At 64.1% G+C, this 15,683-nt stretch carries 16 protein-coding genes and 1 tRNA gene; 11 read left to right on the forward strand and 6 right to left on the reverse strand.

All coding sequences use genetic code 11. The annotated features are described in order from the left end of the window. The first annotated feature begins 74 nt into the window (after positions 1-74). The 5 genes from BJY26_RS01790 (at position 75) to BJY26_RS01810 (ending at position 4,514) form a co-directional block, all read left to right on the forward strand. Positions 75-1,457, forward strand: coding sequence for a quaternary amine ABC transporter ATP-binding protein (locus BJY26_RS01790; protein ID WP_179425152.1), 1,383 nt, complete (start codon positions 75-77; stop codon positions 1,455-1,457). Further along, positions 1,457-2,335, forward strand: a complete 879-nt coding sequence (locus BJY26_RS01795) for an ABC transporter permease (protein ID WP_179425154.1) — start codon at positions 1,457-1,459, stop codon at positions 2,333-2,335. Before BJY26_RS01790 ends, BJY26_RS01795 begins: the two co-directional genes overlap by 1 nt. Before the next feature lie 45 nt (positions 2,336-2,380). Continuing rightward, entirely contained in the window at positions 2,381-3,415 is a 1,035-nt protein-coding gene (locus tag BJY26_RS01800; protein ID WP_179425156.1) for a glycine betaine ABC transporter substrate-binding protein, read from the forward strand. Positions 3,416-3,519: 104 nt separating this feature from the next. After that, complete coding sequence (locus tag BJY26_RS01805; protein WP_237248832.1) at positions 3,520-4,350, forward strand: hypothetical protein; 831 nt, start codon at positions 3,520-3,522, stop codon at positions 4,348-4,350. A gap of 91 nt (positions 4,351-4,441) precedes the next feature. Then, a tRNA-Lys gene (locus BJY26_RS01810) sits at positions 4,442-4,514 on the forward strand. 342 nt (positions 4,515-4,856) lie between these two features. On the opposite strand, the gene BJY26_RS01815 is transcribed toward BJY26_RS01810, so the two are convergent. Beyond that, a complete protein-coding gene (locus tag BJY26_RS01815; RefSeq protein ID WP_218852212.1) occupies positions 4,857-5,909 on the reverse strand; it encodes a hypothetical protein in 1,053 nt (350 codons plus the stop codon). Positions 5,910-5,955: 46 nt separating this feature from the next. Between BJY26_RS01815 and BJY26_RS01820 the strand changes: the two genes are divergently transcribed. Beyond that, on the forward strand, positions 5,956-6,570 hold the full coding sequence (locus BJY26_RS01820) for a TetR/AcrR family transcriptional regulator (RefSeq protein ID WP_179425158.1): 615 nt from the start codon (positions 5,956-5,958) through the stop codon (positions 6,568-6,570). A 255-nt stretch (positions 6,571-6,825) separates the two neighbouring features. Beyond that, positions 6,826-7,746, forward strand: coding sequence for an AEC family transporter (locus BJY26_RS01825; protein ID WP_179425159.1), 921 nt, complete (start codon positions 6,826-6,828; stop codon positions 7,744-7,746). Positions 7,747-7,791: 45 nt separating this feature from the next. Here BJY26_RS01825 and BJY26_RS01830 read toward each other — a convergent pair whose 3' ends face one another. Then, positions 7,792-8,382 (reverse strand): YdeI/OmpD-associated family protein, encoded by a 591-nt coding sequence (locus BJY26_RS01830; protein ID WP_179425160.1) that lies wholly within the window; start codon positions 8,380-8,382, stop codon positions 7,792-7,794. 88 nt (positions 8,383-8,470) lie between these two features. Between BJY26_RS01830 and BJY26_RS01835 the strand changes: the two genes are divergently transcribed. Genes BJY26_RS01835 through BJY26_RS01845 form a run of 3 tightly spaced genes read left to right on the forward strand, consistent with a single transcriptional unit; the run spans position 8,471 to position 9,984 of the window. Further along, positions 8,471-9,202, forward strand: a complete 732-nt coding sequence (locus BJY26_RS01835) for a helix-turn-helix transcriptional regulator (RefSeq protein WP_218852213.1) — start codon at positions 8,471-8,473, stop codon at positions 9,200-9,202. After that, positions 9,203-9,622 (forward strand): group III truncated hemoglobin, encoded by a 420-nt coding sequence (locus tag BJY26_RS01840; protein WP_179425162.1) that lies wholly within the window; start codon positions 9,203-9,205, stop codon positions 9,620-9,622. After that, positions 9,619-9,984: a DUF488 domain-containing protein gene (locus tag BJY26_RS01845; protein WP_237248831.1), complete on the forward strand. Its 366-nt coding sequence runs from the start codon at positions 9,619-9,621 to the stop codon at positions 9,982-9,984. Before BJY26_RS01840 ends, BJY26_RS01845 begins: the two co-directional genes overlap by 4 nt. Here BJY26_RS01845 and BJY26_RS01850 read toward each other — a convergent pair whose 3' ends face one another. The 3 genes from BJY26_RS01850 to BJY26_RS01860 form a co-directional block, all read right to left on the reverse strand. Continuing rightward, a complete protein-coding gene (locus BJY26_RS01850; protein ID WP_179425163.1) occupies positions 9,985-11,379 on the reverse strand; it encodes a CoA transferase in 1,395 nt (464 codons plus the stop codon). Between the two features lie 102 nt (positions 11,380-11,481). Further along, positions 11,482-11,988, reverse strand: a complete 507-nt coding sequence (gene ybaK / locus BJY26_RS01855) for a Cys-tRNA(Pro) deacylase (RefSeq protein ID WP_237248830.1) — start codon at positions 11,986-11,988, stop codon at positions 11,482-11,484. Then, positions 11,985-13,136 carry a PfkB family carbohydrate kinase gene (locus BJY26_RS01860; RefSeq protein WP_179425165.1) on the reverse strand — a complete coding sequence of 384 codons (1,152 nt, stop codon included), beginning with the start codon at positions 13,134-13,136 and terminating at the stop codon, positions 11,985-11,987. Before BJY26_RS01860 ends, ybaK begins: the two co-directional genes overlap by 4 nt. A 114-nt stretch (positions 13,137-13,250) precedes the next feature. Here BJY26_RS01860 and BJY26_RS01865 point away from each other — a divergent pair, with 114 nt between their 5' ends. Further along, positions 13,251-14,675, forward strand: coding sequence for a family 4 glycosyl hydrolase (locus BJY26_RS01865; protein WP_179425167.1), 1,425 nt, complete (start codon positions 13,251-13,253; stop codon positions 14,673-14,675). A 66-nt stretch (positions 14,676-14,741) separates the two neighbouring features. Here BJY26_RS01865 and BJY26_RS01870 read toward each other — a convergent pair whose 3' ends face one another. Further along, positions 14,742-15,662, reverse strand: a complete 921-nt coding sequence (locus BJY26_RS01870; RefSeq protein WP_179425168.1) for a cation diffusion facilitator family transporter — start codon at positions 15,660-15,662, stop codon at positions 14,742-14,744. Positions 15,663-15,683 lie beyond the last annotated feature (21 nt).

Below are 15,683 nucleotides of genomic sequence, written 5' to 3' on the forward strand. Positions count from 1 at the left end.
GCAAACGCGCAATACTGGCGGTGCATACGACTGGGGCGATGTAGACGATACGACTATAGGCGGAGGTGACGCGGATGGATAAGGTTCGTGTCCAAAATCTTTATAAAGTCTTCGGAAAGCGAGAGTCGGAGGCCGTCAGACGCCTGAAGAACGGCGAGACTCGCGAAGATGTGAAAAATCTCGGCACGGCTGCCGTCATCGATGCGAGCTTCAACGTCAAAGAGGGCGAGATCTTCGTCGTCATGGGCCTGTCCGGATCGGGTAAGTCCACGCTGATCCGCATGCTCAACGGCTTGTGGAAGCCGTCGGCCGGCGACGTCTTCATCGGAGACACCAATATCAACAAGATCGGCGCGGCCAAGCTGCGCCAGGTCCGCGCCACGGAGCTGGCGATGGTGTTCCAGCACTTCGCATTGCTGCCGCACCGCACCGTCCGTGAAAATGCCGGATTCGCGCTGGAGATCCAGGGCATCGACAGCAACGAACGACTTGAACGGGCCGATCATTGGCTCAAGCAGGTCGGGCTGGACGGATGGGGCGATAAACTGCCCGGCCAGCTGTCCGGCGGTATGCAGCAGCGCGTCGGGCTGGCCCGTGCGCTGGCAGCCGAGACAGACATCCTGCTGATGGACGAGGCGTTCTCTGCTCTCGACCCGCTGATCCGGCGAGAGATGCAAGATCAGCTCATCGACCTGCAGGCCACCCTGGGCAAGACGATCATCTTCATCACGCACGATCTCAACGAGGCCATGCATATCGGCGCGCGAATTGCGGTGATGCGCGACGGCCAGATCGTTCAAATCGGCTCGGCCGAGGACGTGCTGACCGACCCGGCCAACGACTACGTGGCCAAATTCGTCCAGGATGTCGATCGTGCCCGCGTTTTGACGGCTTCGTCCATCATGGAGCAGCCGCGCGCAACGGTGCCGTTCAGCGCCGGGCCGCGCGGGGCGCTGAAGGTGATGCAGGATACCCAGATCAGCCGGGTCATCGTCACCCGCGACCGCAAGGTCGTCGGGATCGTGTCAGACCGTGCGGTTGTTCGTGCAGTGCGCGAGGGCAAGACCGATCTCGAACCTTTGGTACACAAGGACGAGATGACGTTGGTCAGCGAGGACGATCCGCTGACCAGCCTGTTTGCACCGTCCAGCAGTTCGGCTGCGCCGTTGGGCGTCGTTGATGCCAATGACCGTCTGGTCGGCATCATCCCGAGAATCGCCTTGCTCGCCTCGATGGCGAATATCGGACCCGACACCGGGGAATTCCCCGTGATCGCCGATAACGGCGAGCTGCACGCCGGGGTCCCGGTCAACGGCGGCGTCAGATCGGCCGGAAATACGCCGGACAACGGCGGGCCGGACGATCCGGGCCCCGGTGATACGGGCCCGGCCCACTCGGCAGCTTCGTACGATCCGGAGCGATCAACCGATGACGACGCGAACGAGGGAGTGAAGTAATGCGATTGGCAAGCTTTGACATTCTCTCGCCGTCGATTCCGCTCGGCGACTGGGTCTCCGACTTCATCGACTGGCTGCAGACGGCGATCCCGCTCGTTTTCGATTTCGTCCAGATCGTACTGGACGGTGCCTACAACGGGCTGAACTTCATCCTGGCCACACCGAGTTACATCTACATCATCATCGCGTTCACGATCATCGCGTACTTCGTGCGGGGGTGGAAGTTCGCACTCTTCACGCTGATCGGTTTCTATCTGATCCGATCGTTCGACGTGTGGGAACACACGATGAACAGCTTGGCGCTCGTCATCCTGGCAGTCGTCATCGCCGTGATCATTTCGGTTCCCATCGGTATCTGGGCGTCGAAGTCCGAGGCGGTGTCGAACACGATCAAACCGGTCCTCGACCTGATGCAGACGCTTTCGCCGCTGGTCTATCTGGTCCCCGTGCTCGTGATCTTCGGTGTGGGCGTCACCCCGGGCGCGATCGCTACGATCGTGTTCGCGCTGGCGCCGGGCGTCCGTTTCACCGAACTCGGTATCCGGCAGGTGGACCCGGAAGTCGTCGAGGCCGGCAAATCGTTCGGCTCCACGCCATCCGGAATCTTGTGGAAGATCCAGATCCCGTTGGCGATGCCGACCATCATGGCCGGGATCAACCAGGTCATCATGCTGTCGTTGTCGATGGTCGTCATTGCCGGTATGGCGGGCGCACCCGGGCTGGGAGCGGACGTGACGAACGGCCTGCAAACGCTCAACGTTCCACTGGGCGTCAACGCGGGTCTCGCGGTCGTCATCATCGCGATCTTCCTGGACCGGCTCAGCGCCGCGTTCAGCGCACGCTCCAAGGTCGCGAAGGCAAAGAAGGTCAAAGCGTAGCGGCAAAAGCATCAACTACTTGCAACTAAATAGAAAGGCAGAAGAATGAAAAAGACGAAAATGCATTCGCTGATCGGCGTTCTTGCCGTCGGCATGCTGGCCCTCTCCGGCTGCGGCGCGAGCAACTCGGGCGGAGGCAGCGACGACAATGGCGGCTCGGGCAGTGACTCGGGCGGCAGCAACGCCAGCTATATGAAGAAGTACGGCAAGTGCGACGTGACGGCCAACGTCAAGGACGTGTCGTCGACGAAGGGCACGGGCGACGACAAGAAGACCGACATCACGATCGGCGCCTTCAACGGCTGGCCCGAGTCGTTCGCCACGTCATATCTGCTCCAGAACGTGCTGGAAAAGCGCGGCTACGACGTGACGGTCAAGGGCTATGACGCTGCAGCCCTCTTCACCGGCGTGTCCAAGGGACAGATCGACTTCGTCACCGACGTCTGGCTGCCGACCACGCACAAGACGTACATCAAGAAGTACGGCGATCAGATGGAGGATCTGGGCTGCTGGTACGACAACGCCAAGCTCGCCATCGCAGTGAACAAGAAGTCGCCGGCAAAGTCGATCGGCGACCTCAAGAAAATGGCCTCCGACTACGACAACCGGATCGTCGGCATTGAGCCGGGCGCCGGTGAAACCGGCGTCGTCAAGGACAAGACGATTCCGGACTACGGCTTGCAGAGCCTGAAGTTCATCACGTCGTCCTCGCCGGCGATGCTGTCCGAGATCAAGAAGACCCAGCAAGACGGCAAGAACATCGCCGTGACGCTGTGGCACCCGCACTGGGCGTACAAGGCCTACCCGATGCGCGACCTGAAGGATCCGAAGGGCGCTATGGGCGGAGCCGAGTACATCCACGCGTTCGCGCGGAAGGACCTGTCGAAAGACGATCCGCAGCTGGCGCAGCTCGTCCGCAACTTCGTGTTCCCCGACAGCAAGCTCAACACGTTGGAGAACCTGATGTACGGACCGAAGCATGCCAATAGCAAGGAAACGAAGTTCCCGGCCATGGTCAAGCAGTGGTTGTCCAACAACCCCGACTTCCCGAAGCAGCTTGCCAAGGGCACGCTGAAGTAAGAGTACCGATCGGTTCGATCGCGAGAACGGCCCCGGCATCCGCCGGGGCCGTTCTTTTCGTCGGCACGCAAGCTACTGTCAGCCGCGCCACGTAAACTGACGCGGTGGCAAAACGATGGAAACACACGTACGGACCGGGTCTCGAGATCGCCGCGCACGCGGCGATTCGGGACGACGGCACACTGCACCCGGGTCTGCACGGCGGCTTTGACAGATTCCTCTCGGTCCAACGACCCGTCGTGCTCGCCGACATCCGGCGGGTACGCCGGCGGCATCCCGATTCGAGTCCGGCCGAGATCATCGCGCTCCTGGAACGGCGCTATCTCACGGCAATGATCGGCGGCGGCGCGGCAGTGGGCGCATCGGCCGTCGTCCCCGGAGTCGGCACCGGAGTGTCGCTGGCCTTGTCCGGCGTCGAGACGGCCGGGTTTTTGGAAGCCAGCGCCCTCTTTGCCCAAGCGGTCACCGAGATCCACGGAATAGCCGTCACCGAGCCCGGGCGGGCTCATGCGCTCGTCATGACCATGATGCTTGGCGGTTCCGGTACGAAAATGGTGCGCCAATTCGCGGCGCACGCCGCCGGCACAGGTCCTTCGGTCATGAGCCAGTGGGGCCCGATGGTCACGTCGAGTCTGCCCCGGGCGGCCGTGTCCAAGCTGACCGCGAAGTTGCGCCGGACGTTCGTCAAGCGGTTTGCCGTCCAGCAAGGTGCCGGGGTGGTGGGGCGCGTCTTGCCGTTCGGCATCGGGGCCGCGATCGGCGGTTTCGGTAACCGCGTCATGGGCAAACGGGTGATCGCCTCAGCCCGGTACGCCTTCGGCCCGGCTCCGGAGTTCTTCCCGCCGGAGTTGGCCGACCCGTTCAAGCGCCCGAAGACCCTGAAACAAGGGGGCCCGGTCAAGCAGCTGCGAACCCGTTTGCGTCTACATCGCTGAGCACGGCGAACGGTTTTGCGCCGGGACGTGCCGACGCGATAACTTTAGAGAGCTGTCATTCAGACGGTTCACCGCGCTATCGAGCCGGTGAGGGCCTCTAGCTCAGTTGGTAGAGCAACGGACTTTTAATCCGTGGGTCGTGGGTTCGAGCCCCACGGGGCCCACCCATCCCGTCGTCATGCGCCGCGGCCGCCGCTTGACACGAGCGATTGACAGCAACATTGACAGCAACGCATAAAAGGCCCGATTCACGTTTTGCGGCTCCAAAGGCGTTCCAACACTTGAAGTAAATACGAGTTCATCCTGCGGCCAGCGCATCCCCAAGTTCGCAAACTCACCCGACGCTTCGACCGTTAGGCAAGCCCGGAAGGATTATCAACGTCGGCGACATTCCCGTACCGAGGCGACATTAATCCGCGATTTGAGAGTCGAATTACGATGGCGCGTTACCGCAGATTGACTTCGCCAGGCATCAAACATCACGGCGGGGGGTTGGTGCTGATCGCCTATCGAATGCCGAAGATCTTGACGAACATCGGCGTATCGATCACAACGTGTGGTGCGATCGCGTGATACGCCCACACGTGCGTCCAGGCGTTGGCGGTGCGAATGGTGATGAATGTCTTGAACATGCCCGGTCCGGTGTAAAACAGCAACAGATACAACAGGGACATGAGCGCGTCAGCCGGTGATGCGAAAGTGGTCCAGCCGTCGAAGAAGTGCAGCAACGCGTACGTGACGCCACCCAAGATCACCGTCGCGGAAATCGAGTCCGTCAGCTTGAGATATCGCGGGGCAAGGATGCAGTAGATGAAAACCATTGTGGGCAGTACGGTTCCGGCGAAGGCGAGCATGAACGTGATAGGGGCACCCAGCAAGATTTGATGGGCGGAAATCGTCAGGATGGACGATTCGGCGGAGACCAGCTGCACCGCGGACTCGACGAGGAGCACCACGAGGATGATCAGGAAGTCGGCCTTCCGGTTGGACGACTTCAAGTTGAGTTGCGTGTTGCTGTAGCGGCGCCGGAAAGCCAGGTAGGGGATGAGGGCGTAGACGACGCCGTTATAGAGCGCCCAGCAGATCGCCTCGGCTGGCACGACGGGTTGCCCGGTCCTGATCACCATGCCATCCAGATGAAAGCTGAACGCGTGCCAGCCGAGGAGTCGGCCGAGCGTGAAGCCGCCGAGCATCGCGACCAGCCCGTACACCAACATGTACGACACTTCCCGTTTCGCCTGACTCGGTCCAGGCGCCCGGGAGGCGATGTCGGGCACCGGGCGGTGTCGAGTCAGCAAGTGCACAATCGTCATCTGCACAAATACCTCCACGAACATCGCATTAGTGAGAATCACCTTGTCCAGGGCGGGAGGGGTTGCCAGCGATGACGCTTGGAAAGGCAGATGACCACCGGCGATCGTGATGAGCGTGACGTTGACTGCCAACCAGACCACAAGAGCGATCTGGACACTGCGATGACGAAGTAGACGAAGCGGGTGGAACTTCCGTATGGGAAGGAGTGGCGTCGTGGTGGGCGTCGACTCGTTTTGAGTGGACATGATTCAAATCATACGCTTGAACCATACAGTTGTATAGTACGATGGTATGATCGAACATGTGAGGCATCAAGCATCCGCGCGGGACCGCGTCTTGAACGCGCTCATGGACATCATTTCCGAGCATGGCCTGGACCGGGTGACCATCCGTGAGGTCGCCTCCGCGGCCGCGGTATCGATCGGCACCGTCCAGTACTACTGCCGTAGCAAGGAAGAGATGCTGCGACTCGCATTCGAACACGTCATCCACAACGCGTTGGTCCGAGTGGAAGCGATTCCGCGCACCGGGGATGTGCGCGCGGTGTTACGTATCGCGCTGCAGGAGTTCATGCCATTGGACGAACGTCGCAGCCGGGAGACCCGGGTCTATCTTGCCTTCGCCGCCCGAGCGCTCGTCACGCCAGACCTCTCCGCAGTACAGCACGAGATCATGACTCACCTCCGGCGGCTTTGCGCCGACGCTTTCCGACTCGCTCAACAACGTGGCCAAGCGTGTACCGAGACCGATGCTGAACTCTTCGCGGTCGCGACCGTGGCCTTGCTCGACGGACTGAATCTGCAGTTGCTCTCCGATCCCGCAGGGCTCGATACCGCCACTGCCGTAGCTATCACCGACCTCCACCTGGCGAAACATTTCCAGGTGCGTGGCTGGAGCGAAGCTTGACGATGTCTCGGTGGGGTCGGTACCGGTTCAACGATTCCAACGTGGCCATCGAGACCATTGAGAGGTTGCGCGGATAGGGAGTCTTCTCAAGTCATAGCCCTTGACAGGACGATCAGCCCACCTGAAGCGGATCCAGAACGCTGAACCGCTCGTCCGCTGCAGCCGGCTCCAACGGCCCGATCCGATCGCCTCGCCGCCAGTCGCGGACTGAGACACCAATGTGCGAATATGCTCGATTGTCGTAGGCTCTAACCCGTGGGCGGCGTACTAACGGGTTTTTCGATCATCGCCTTCGTCATTGCCGTTGGTTACGTCATCGAGCGCTTTCAGATTTGCGGCCCGCGCGCCCGGCCGGTTTTCAACCGCACGGCCTTTTTCGTCACGAACCCCGCCCTCTTGTTCACGGTGCTGGCCGGGGCCGATCTACACGCGGCGTTCTCCACCGTGATCCGGACGTCGCTGATCAGCGCGGTGCTCTCGGCGGCCATCTTCGTCGGTGTGAGCAGGCTGTTCTTCCGCAGGAAGGCCGCCGAAACGACAATTGGCGCGTTGGCCTCCAGCTACGTCAATGCCAACAATATCGGCATCCCCGTCGCCTCGTACGTCCTTGGCGACGCCACATATGTCGCGCCGGTGCTGTTGCTGCAGCTGATCGTCTTTGCCCCGACGGCCTTGACCGTGCTCGACATGACCACGCGTGCCTCCGTCTCCCTTCGCGCGATCCTGACTCAGCCGTTCCGCAATCCGATGATCATCGCTTCGGCGGTCGGGGTCGTGGTCTCATTGACGGGCGTGCATCTTCCGGATCCCGTTTTCGAACCGTTCAAGCTTCTCGGCGGCGCTGCAGTCCCGTTGGTGCTCATGGCGTTCGGCATGTCGCTCAGCGGGTCCAAACCGCTGAAGGCGGGGTCGGGCCGGAAGGAAATCCTCACTGCTGCGGCACTCAAGTCGGTCGGCATGCCGGCCATTGCGTTTGTGAGCGGGCATTTCCTTTTCGGCGCATCGGGCCACCTCTTGTTCGTCATGGTCGTACTTGCGGCCCTGCCCGGCGCTCAGAACATCTACAATTTCGCCGACACGTATTCCCGCGGCCAGACGATCGCCCGCGACAGCATATTGCTCACCACGATCGCTGCCGTCCCGGTTCTCATCGTGATCGCCGCGTTCCTGGCCTGACTTCCGCACGGCTTCGGACGGTACCCGTGCCGGGACGCCGTCCGGTCACTTCCGCTTTTGCGGATGGAGAGTCTCGCCCCGGGCGAGCATCTCGACGAACTGCCCGATTTTGCGCCGCCGGGTCTCTTGCCGCTTGACGGTTCCCAACCGATAGATCAGTGCGTACCTGTTTTGCGACGTGAGCGAGTCGAACGTCGATTGCGCGTCCGGATTGTCCGCTATCGCTTCGGCTAAATCAGCGGGCACTTCGGCGGACGCCGGGCCGGCGTACGCTTTCTGCCACCGCCCGTCGTCTTGCGCGGCCCGAACCGCGGCGAGACCGGCCGGTGCCATTTTGCCGGCGTCCGTGAGCCGCTGGACGTAACGAACGTTGCGCTCCGACCAGGCACTGCGTGCCGTTCGTGGCGTGAATCGTTGAATGAAGCTGCCGGCGTCCCGCGAGCGCACGCGACCGTCGATCCAGCCAAAGCACAGTGCCTCGTCGAGTGCGGCCGGATAATCCAACTCGGTCTCGGTGCCGCCCTTCTTCGACAAGACGAGCCACAGCGCCGCTTCCGAGTCATGGTGCCCGGTCAGCCATTCTCGCCAGGCGGCCGCATCCGGAAATACCATTGCCTGCTCGGGGTCGTCGCTCATATCCACAGGGTGCCACATGGCGCCTCATCAATTGCCGTAATCGCCATTTAAAACGAGTACTATGCGTTTTAAACGATACGATGGTCACGTGGCACCGCAACGAACCGACACACCGACCGGACGCACCCGGACGCATGCCGCCCTGGGCTCCGAACGGCGGTTGACGCTGCTCGATTTGCTGCGCGAATCCGGCGAGGCCATGGACGCCGCGACCCTGGCCAAGGCGACCGATTTGCACGTGACGACCGTCCGGTTCCATCTCGACGCGCTCACCGATGCCGGCCTGATCGAAGCCACCCGTGAACGCGCCGCCCGTCGCGGCCGTCCGCGTCTGCTCTTTTCAGCGACCAGCAAGACCGAGGACGACGATTCCGCCGGCTACGCGCGCCTGGCCAAGGTGCTGGCCAGCCATTGGGGCGACGACGCTCCCTCCCCCGCCGCCCGGGCCGAAAACGCGGGCCGCGATTGGGCGGCCGCGCAACATCTGACGCCATCCGGCGACTCGGATCTGCGCACCGCCGCCGAGCGCGTGTCGACAACGTTCAACGAGCTTGGATTCGAAGCCGAAGCCGAAGATCACGGCTCCGAACAGCGCATCATTTTGCACCACTGCCCGTTCGCGGCAGTCGCCCGCGAACACCCGGAGGTCGCCTGCGCCGTCCACCTGGGTTTGCTGCGCGGCGTCCTCGACAGTCTTGACGCACCGCCGTCCGAAACGTCGCTGGTCCCGTTTGTCGCGCCCAACTTGTGCATAGCGCACGTGCGAGCCGGTAACCCGAGCGCTGCACCCGCAACCCGTCCGACCTCAGGAGAAGACTAGATGCCCGAATTGCCCGATTTGAAAAGCCGTGCGGATGTCGCGCGCATGGTGCGGTCGTTTTACGAAACGGCGATGGCCGATCCGATGCTGAAGGGCATCTTCGAGCGTCATCTCGACCTTGACGAGCACATGCCGATCATGACCGATTTCTGGGAGACCGTCCTATTTCGAGCGGGCAAGTATCGGCGCAACGCGCTGCAGGTGCATTTCGACATCCACGTGGTCGACCCGCTCGAATGGCCGCATTTCGAACGCTGGCTGGAAATCTGGAAGGCCAACGTCGATTCGCTTTACGCGGGTGAGCACGCCGAGCGGGCCAAACTGCAGGCCACCCGGATCGGGGCATCGATCCATCGGCGTCTGCACGGACGCAATCCCAGCCAATTCGAAACCGTAGGAACCAGGGAGGAAACGACGTGACCGACGCGAAGTCACGCACGCACACGGTGCGTCTCAAACGTGCGTACGACGAGGTGGCCAAGGCCGACGGTTTCCGTATTCTTGTCGACCGGATCTGGCCGCGCGGCGTCTCGAAGGACAAGGCGCAGATCGATGAATGGGTCAAAGAGGTCGGCCCCTCGACCGACTTGCGCAAATGGTTTGGGCACGACCCGGACAAGTTCGATGAATTCGCTCGCAAGTACAAGCAAGAGCTTTCCGGAAGCGATGCGTGGAAAGACTTGCAGTCCCTCGTCGCCGATCACTCGACGGTCACTCTCGTCTATAGCGCCAAGGACGAAAAACACAACCAGGCGGTCGTCTTGAAAGACCTGCTGACGTAGCTATTCGTCCCGTGCCCAGCGCGGCGGGTCGGCGCCCCACTCGCGGCCGCACCCCGTGAACTCGTCCGGAACGCCGGCCACGCGCACGGCCGGGCGGACCATTTCAAGACGTCCGGACGGCGTGTCGACGCCCGCCAACCGCGAGGCAAAATCCCAGTGCGGCCCGGTCTCGGCCAGGCGTTGCGGCGTCGACTCGAGCAGCCATTGCGCCGTGCGCGCCAGCCGGCAGTCGACACGCCAGCTGTCGCCTTCGGACAATTGCCGGGTCACTGCCGCCAGCACTCCGGCGGCCAGCAGATATCCGCTGGCGTGGTCGAGCGCTTGTGCCGGCATCGTCCCGGGCACCTCGCCGTCCGATTCGCGCCAGGCGATGCCGCTGGCCGCCTGAACTATCGAATCGAACCCGCGCTCGCCCGCACGCGGGCCGGCATCGCCCCACGCGCTCAGCCTGCCGATCACCAACCCGGGATTCCGGTCGGCGAGCTCGCCCGGCTCGAGCCCCAACCGGGTCAGCGCGGCAGTGCGATAGCCCAACAGGACGACGTCCGCCTCGCCCACCAGGTGGTCGAACCGGCAGCGGTCCTCGGGGGCGCGCAAGTCAAGCAACGTCGAACGTTTGCCGGCGCCGGTCGCCAGGTGCTGCAGGCGCAATTCGGGCAGCCCGGGCGAGTCCACGCGCAGCACTTCCGCGCCGAGCCAGGCCAGCGTCCGGCCGGCCACGGGCCCGGCGATGACGCGCGTCAGGTCCAGCACCCGCAGTCCGGCCGCCGGAGCGCCCATGCCGTGCGAGAGCAGCCTCTGCGGGGCGTGTCCGAGCCGTCGCACCTCGGTCATCGGCACGCCGGCCAGCGCGGTGTATTCCTCGCTACGGCGCCACTCGTGCTCCGTGCGGACCGCTACGGCGATCCCGCCGGCGTCGCGGACGGCGGATTCGATGTCGGCGGCGCCGAGCCGGGCAATTCGCGCCTCGGCGTCATGACGCCCCGCGCCGGACGGCAGCTCCAGCGCCGCGAGCAGCCGACGGCGGTGATGCGGATAATTCCCGTGCGTGCGAACCCAGCCGTCGCGGGCGCGGAAGAAGCCGGACAGGTCGGCAAACGGTTCGGTCACGGCCCCGCCCACTTGCATGAGCCGTTCGCACCGGAACGCGGCGGCGACCGACAACGGGTCCACGCGGACGGCCGGAGGGGCCGCCCGGTTGCGGGCGGCCGCCAACATAGCCGCCGCATACCCTGCCGCAGCCGAAGCGCCGGACGCCAGTTCCATCACGGGCAAGTTCGACGGCAGCGCCGCTCCGGGCCCGGAATCCACGCAGCCATCGGCGAACTCGACGGACGGAGCGGCACCCCGGGCCGCGGCCTCCCGCTCGAATTCCTCGAGGATCCGATTGACCATGATCTAGTTTCCCACCGCCGGCGGCGCTTGGGCTACTGCTTCGGGAGCCGGGCCCCGGCCCCGGACGGCGCGAGGCGACCTAGCGGTGGCGCGGCACGCCGATCAGTCCGGGCGGGCAATCCTGGCCACATGGGCATTGGTGAGCATGACCAGGTCGTTGGGGGCCAGCTCGATGTCGAGGCCGCGTCGTCCGCCGGAGATCAGGATTCGTTGGAAGTCCAAGGCCGACATGTCGAGCACTGTCGGGGACGTTTGCCGTTGACCGAGCGGACTCATCCCGCCGACGACGTAGCCGGTGCGACGCTCGGCCTCGGCCACCCCGGCCAAATGCGCCTTCTTGCCGCCGTGCGCTGATGCCAATGCCTTCAAATCCAGCTGCGAACTCACCGGCAGAATCGCCACAACCAGATCGTCATCGACCTTGATCAGCAACGTTTTGAACACGCGGTGCGGCTCCACGCCGAGTTTGGCCGATGCTTCGGCGCCGAAACTGCGCACTGCAGGGTCATGCGTGTACGCATGGATCTCGTACGGGACACCGATCTGCTCAAGGATGCGCGTGGCCGGTGTGCCGACGTGAGTCTTGCTGGCAGACGAATTGTTATTCAACTGTGCGTCTCCTTTGCAGTTGCGGGATAGGGGCGCAGCCCAAGTGTCGCGGTCGACCGGCGATCCGATGTGGGCCGCCATTCTAGCGGGATGAGGTCACCGAGGAATTCGTACTCTTCGCGCAGGCGTCTGTCCCCTACGGCCCGCATGTGCGTGTACCACAGCGCGACATCCGCCCACCCCGGCGCCGAAAGCGATCCGCCGATGTATTGCACCGACATCGCCGCGCACAGGTTGGCCATGCGAAGCCGCTGGACGAGGTCCCACCCGGCGAGTGTGCCGACGATCAGGGCCGCGCTGAACACGTCGCCTGCTCCTGTCGGATCGATCGCGTCCATGACGAGGCCCTCGACTTCCGCCTGCTCGCCGGTCGACGAGTCGATGGCGATTGCGCCGCGGTGCCCCCGGGTGATGACGGCCAGCGGGACGAGCTCGGACAGCGCCCGCAATGCCGCCTCGGGGGTGTCTTTGCCGGTGCAGCGCATCGCTTCGGACGAATTCGGCAAAAACGCATGGCAATCGCTCAGGCCGTCGAGGTTGTCGGCCGACCACGTCCCCGAGGAATCCCAGCCGGTGCCGCCGAACACCAGCGCGCCGTCCGCCGCACGTTTCCTGGCCCAGCCGGGCAATTCCTCCTCGAGCTCGACGAATACGGCTCGTGACGACGGCAGCCCGGCCGTCAGCTCATCGGTCGCGATGGGCGAATCGTGTTCGTGAGTGATCATCGACCGGTCGGACGAATGCGCCACCGACACCGTCACCGGCGAATGCCAGGCGGGAATGCGACGGGATGACGACAAGTCGATCCGTTCTCCCGATTCAAGGGTTTCCCAGCAGAAGTCGCCGTACAGATCTTCGCCGAACGAGGACGCCAGCGTGGTACGCAGGCCGAGCCGCGCGGCGGCGACGGCCAGGTTGGCGACGCCGCCCGGGCACGACCCCATTCCCTCGGCATGCACTTCGCTGCCGGGCTCGGGAGCGTGCGGCAGGCCGGTGAACACTATGTCGTAAAAGACGTTGCCGACGAGTGCCAGGTCGAACGACTCGCCCGGGATCCCGCTTCGCAGCTTGGACAGCGGATCGTGCGGTTCCCCGACGAGCGGCGTTTGTTCGGCAAGCCGCTCGTCACCTTGTCCGCGGGAGACCACGTTGCACCTCGCAATTCGAAAACTATGCTCTAATTAGCGTTGCTCTCTTTCCATTGTCGCCCAGGCTGTCCAATCGCCGTCGCAGCGGGCATGCCCCGGGCAGGAGGATCTTCCATGAAACTCACTATCGTCGGGGGTGGCGGATTCCGCGTGCCGCTCGTGATCGGCGCGCTCATCGGGTCCGCTGCCGACGGCCACACCATCATCGACAGGGTCGACCTCTACGACACGGACCCCGCAGCGCTTGCCACGATGGACGCCGTCCTGCGCGGCCAACGCGGCGCGCTCGGCGTCGCGCCGGGGAGAACGGCGAGGGGGTCCGGGGCCGGCCGTCCCGTGCCGCTCGACGTCCGGACGACGACCGACCTGGACGACGCGCTGGCCGGAGCCGACTTCGTGTTCTCCGCCATTCGCGTGGGCGGGCTGCACGGCCGCGTGCTCGATGAGAAAGTCGCGCTGGATGCCGGCGTCCTCGGCCAAGAGACCGTCGGCGCCGGCGGTCTCAGCTATGCGCTGCGCACCCTTCCGGTCACCAACGCTTTGGCGCGGCGGATCGCCGAGATCGCGCCCGATGCCTGGCTGATCAACTTTACGAATCCGGCCGGAATCGTCACGGAGGCCGCGCGCGGCTATCTGGGCGACCGGGTGATCGGCATTTGCGATTCGCCGGTCGGGTTGATCCGCCGGGCGTGCCGGGCCGGCGGCTTCGATCCGGCGGCCGCGACCGCTCAGTACGGCGGGCTGAATCACCTGGGGTGGCTGAATGGCCTGTCGGTGGACGGCGTGGACCGGCTACCGGCGCTCCTTCGCTCCCCCGCCGTGTCGACATTCGAAGAAGGCCGGCTCTTCGGACCGCACTGGTTGCGCATTCTCGGCGCGTTGCCAAACGAGTACCTCGATTATTTTTATCGTCGGGACGAAACCCTGCGCAGCGTGCGCAACGCTGTGACGACGCGCGGCGAGGAGATCGAGCGCGACGTCGGCGCCTTTTTCGCCGGCACCGGGCCGCAAACGCCGCCGGACGACGCCTACCGGCGATGGGTGGATGCTCGCGCGTCTCGCGAGGCCGGGTACATGGCCGATAACCGGGCAGCCGCCGGCGCCGGCGACCGTGACGAACGTGATTTGTCCGGCGGCGGGTACGAGGGAGTCGCACTGGAGCTCATGCGCCGCCTGGCCGGGGCATCGGGCGGCTCCGGCGGCGAGTTGATTCTCAACGTCCCCGGCCACGGCGCCATCACCTGCTTGCCCGGCGAGGCGATAGTCGAGGTGCCGTGTACCGTTTCACCGGCAGGCGCGAAACCCGCCCGGACGCAGCCGCTGTCACTGCACCAGCAGTCGCTCGTTTCAGCAGTCAAGGCGTCCGAACGTGAGGTGATTGACGCAGTCGACAACGGATCGCGGGCGGCTGCCGAACGTGCGTTCGCATTTCATCCGCTGATCGCCTCGGAATCGACGGCCGGGCATTTGCTCGACGGATACGAACAGGCCTTCCCCGAGCTTGGCCGCCTATTCCGCAAAACGCGCCGCGGCGTATAGCCCGCGCCGTCATGACGGCGCGTTCCCGACGCCGCGGCGCGTTTTGCGGGGAGGGCGGCTCGTTGTTCAGTCGTGGAGTCGCGGTTCGTGCGCCGAATGATCGGCCGGCTCAAGCTGAAACGTGCAATGTTCGACGTCGAAATGCCCGCGCAAGCAGTCGGCAAGCCGGTCCAGGACGTGATCGATGCCGTCCGCGTCCAGCCAGTCCCGCTCGACCACGACGTGGGCCGAGAGCACCGGGACCCCCGAGGTGATTGTCCACGCATGCAGGTCGTGCAGGTCGATGACGCCGGGCACGGATGAGACGTGGTCACGCACCTTTTCCAAATCAATGCCCTTGGGCGTGGCCTCCAGCAGCACGTTCACGACGTCGCGCAAGAGCGACCATGCGCGCGGCAGGATCATGGCCGCGATCAACAACGACGCAATCGAGTCGGCCGGTTCGAACCCGGTCGTCATGATCACGACGGATGCCACGATGACGGCGGCGGATCCCAGCAGATCGCCGAGCACCTCGAGGTACGCGCCGCGCACGTTCAAACTTGCTTTCTGTCCGCTCGCCAAGACGCTCATCGAGATGGCATTGGCGACAAGGCCGATGATGCCGAAGATCAACATCGGCATGCTGTGCACGGAAGCGGCGGATCCGAGTCGCGAGATCGCTTCGACCACGATCAGCACGGCTATGACGATCAGCACGACCGCATTGCTCAACGCGGCAAGGATTTCGGTGCGTTGCAGCCCGAATGTGCGCTGGTCGTTCGCCGGCGTCGCAGCCAGTCGGGTGGCGATCAGTGCGATAGTGACACCGGCGGCGTCCGTAAACATGTGCCCGGCGTCCGACAAGAGTGCCAGGGACCCGGAAACGAGCGCTCCGATCAACTCGAGCACCATCACCGACAGCGTGATGCCGAGGACCAGCGCCATGCGTCGAGAATGATTACCCGCGGCGGTGGTCGGCATGCCGTGATCGTGGCCGAGTCCCATGCCTCCCACACTATCGGCGCG

The sequence above is a fragment of the Spelaeicoccus albus genome, assembly GCF_013409065.1.
GTDB lineage: Bacteria > Actinomycetota > Actinomycetes > Actinomycetales > Brevibacteriaceae > Spelaeicoccus > Spelaeicoccus albus.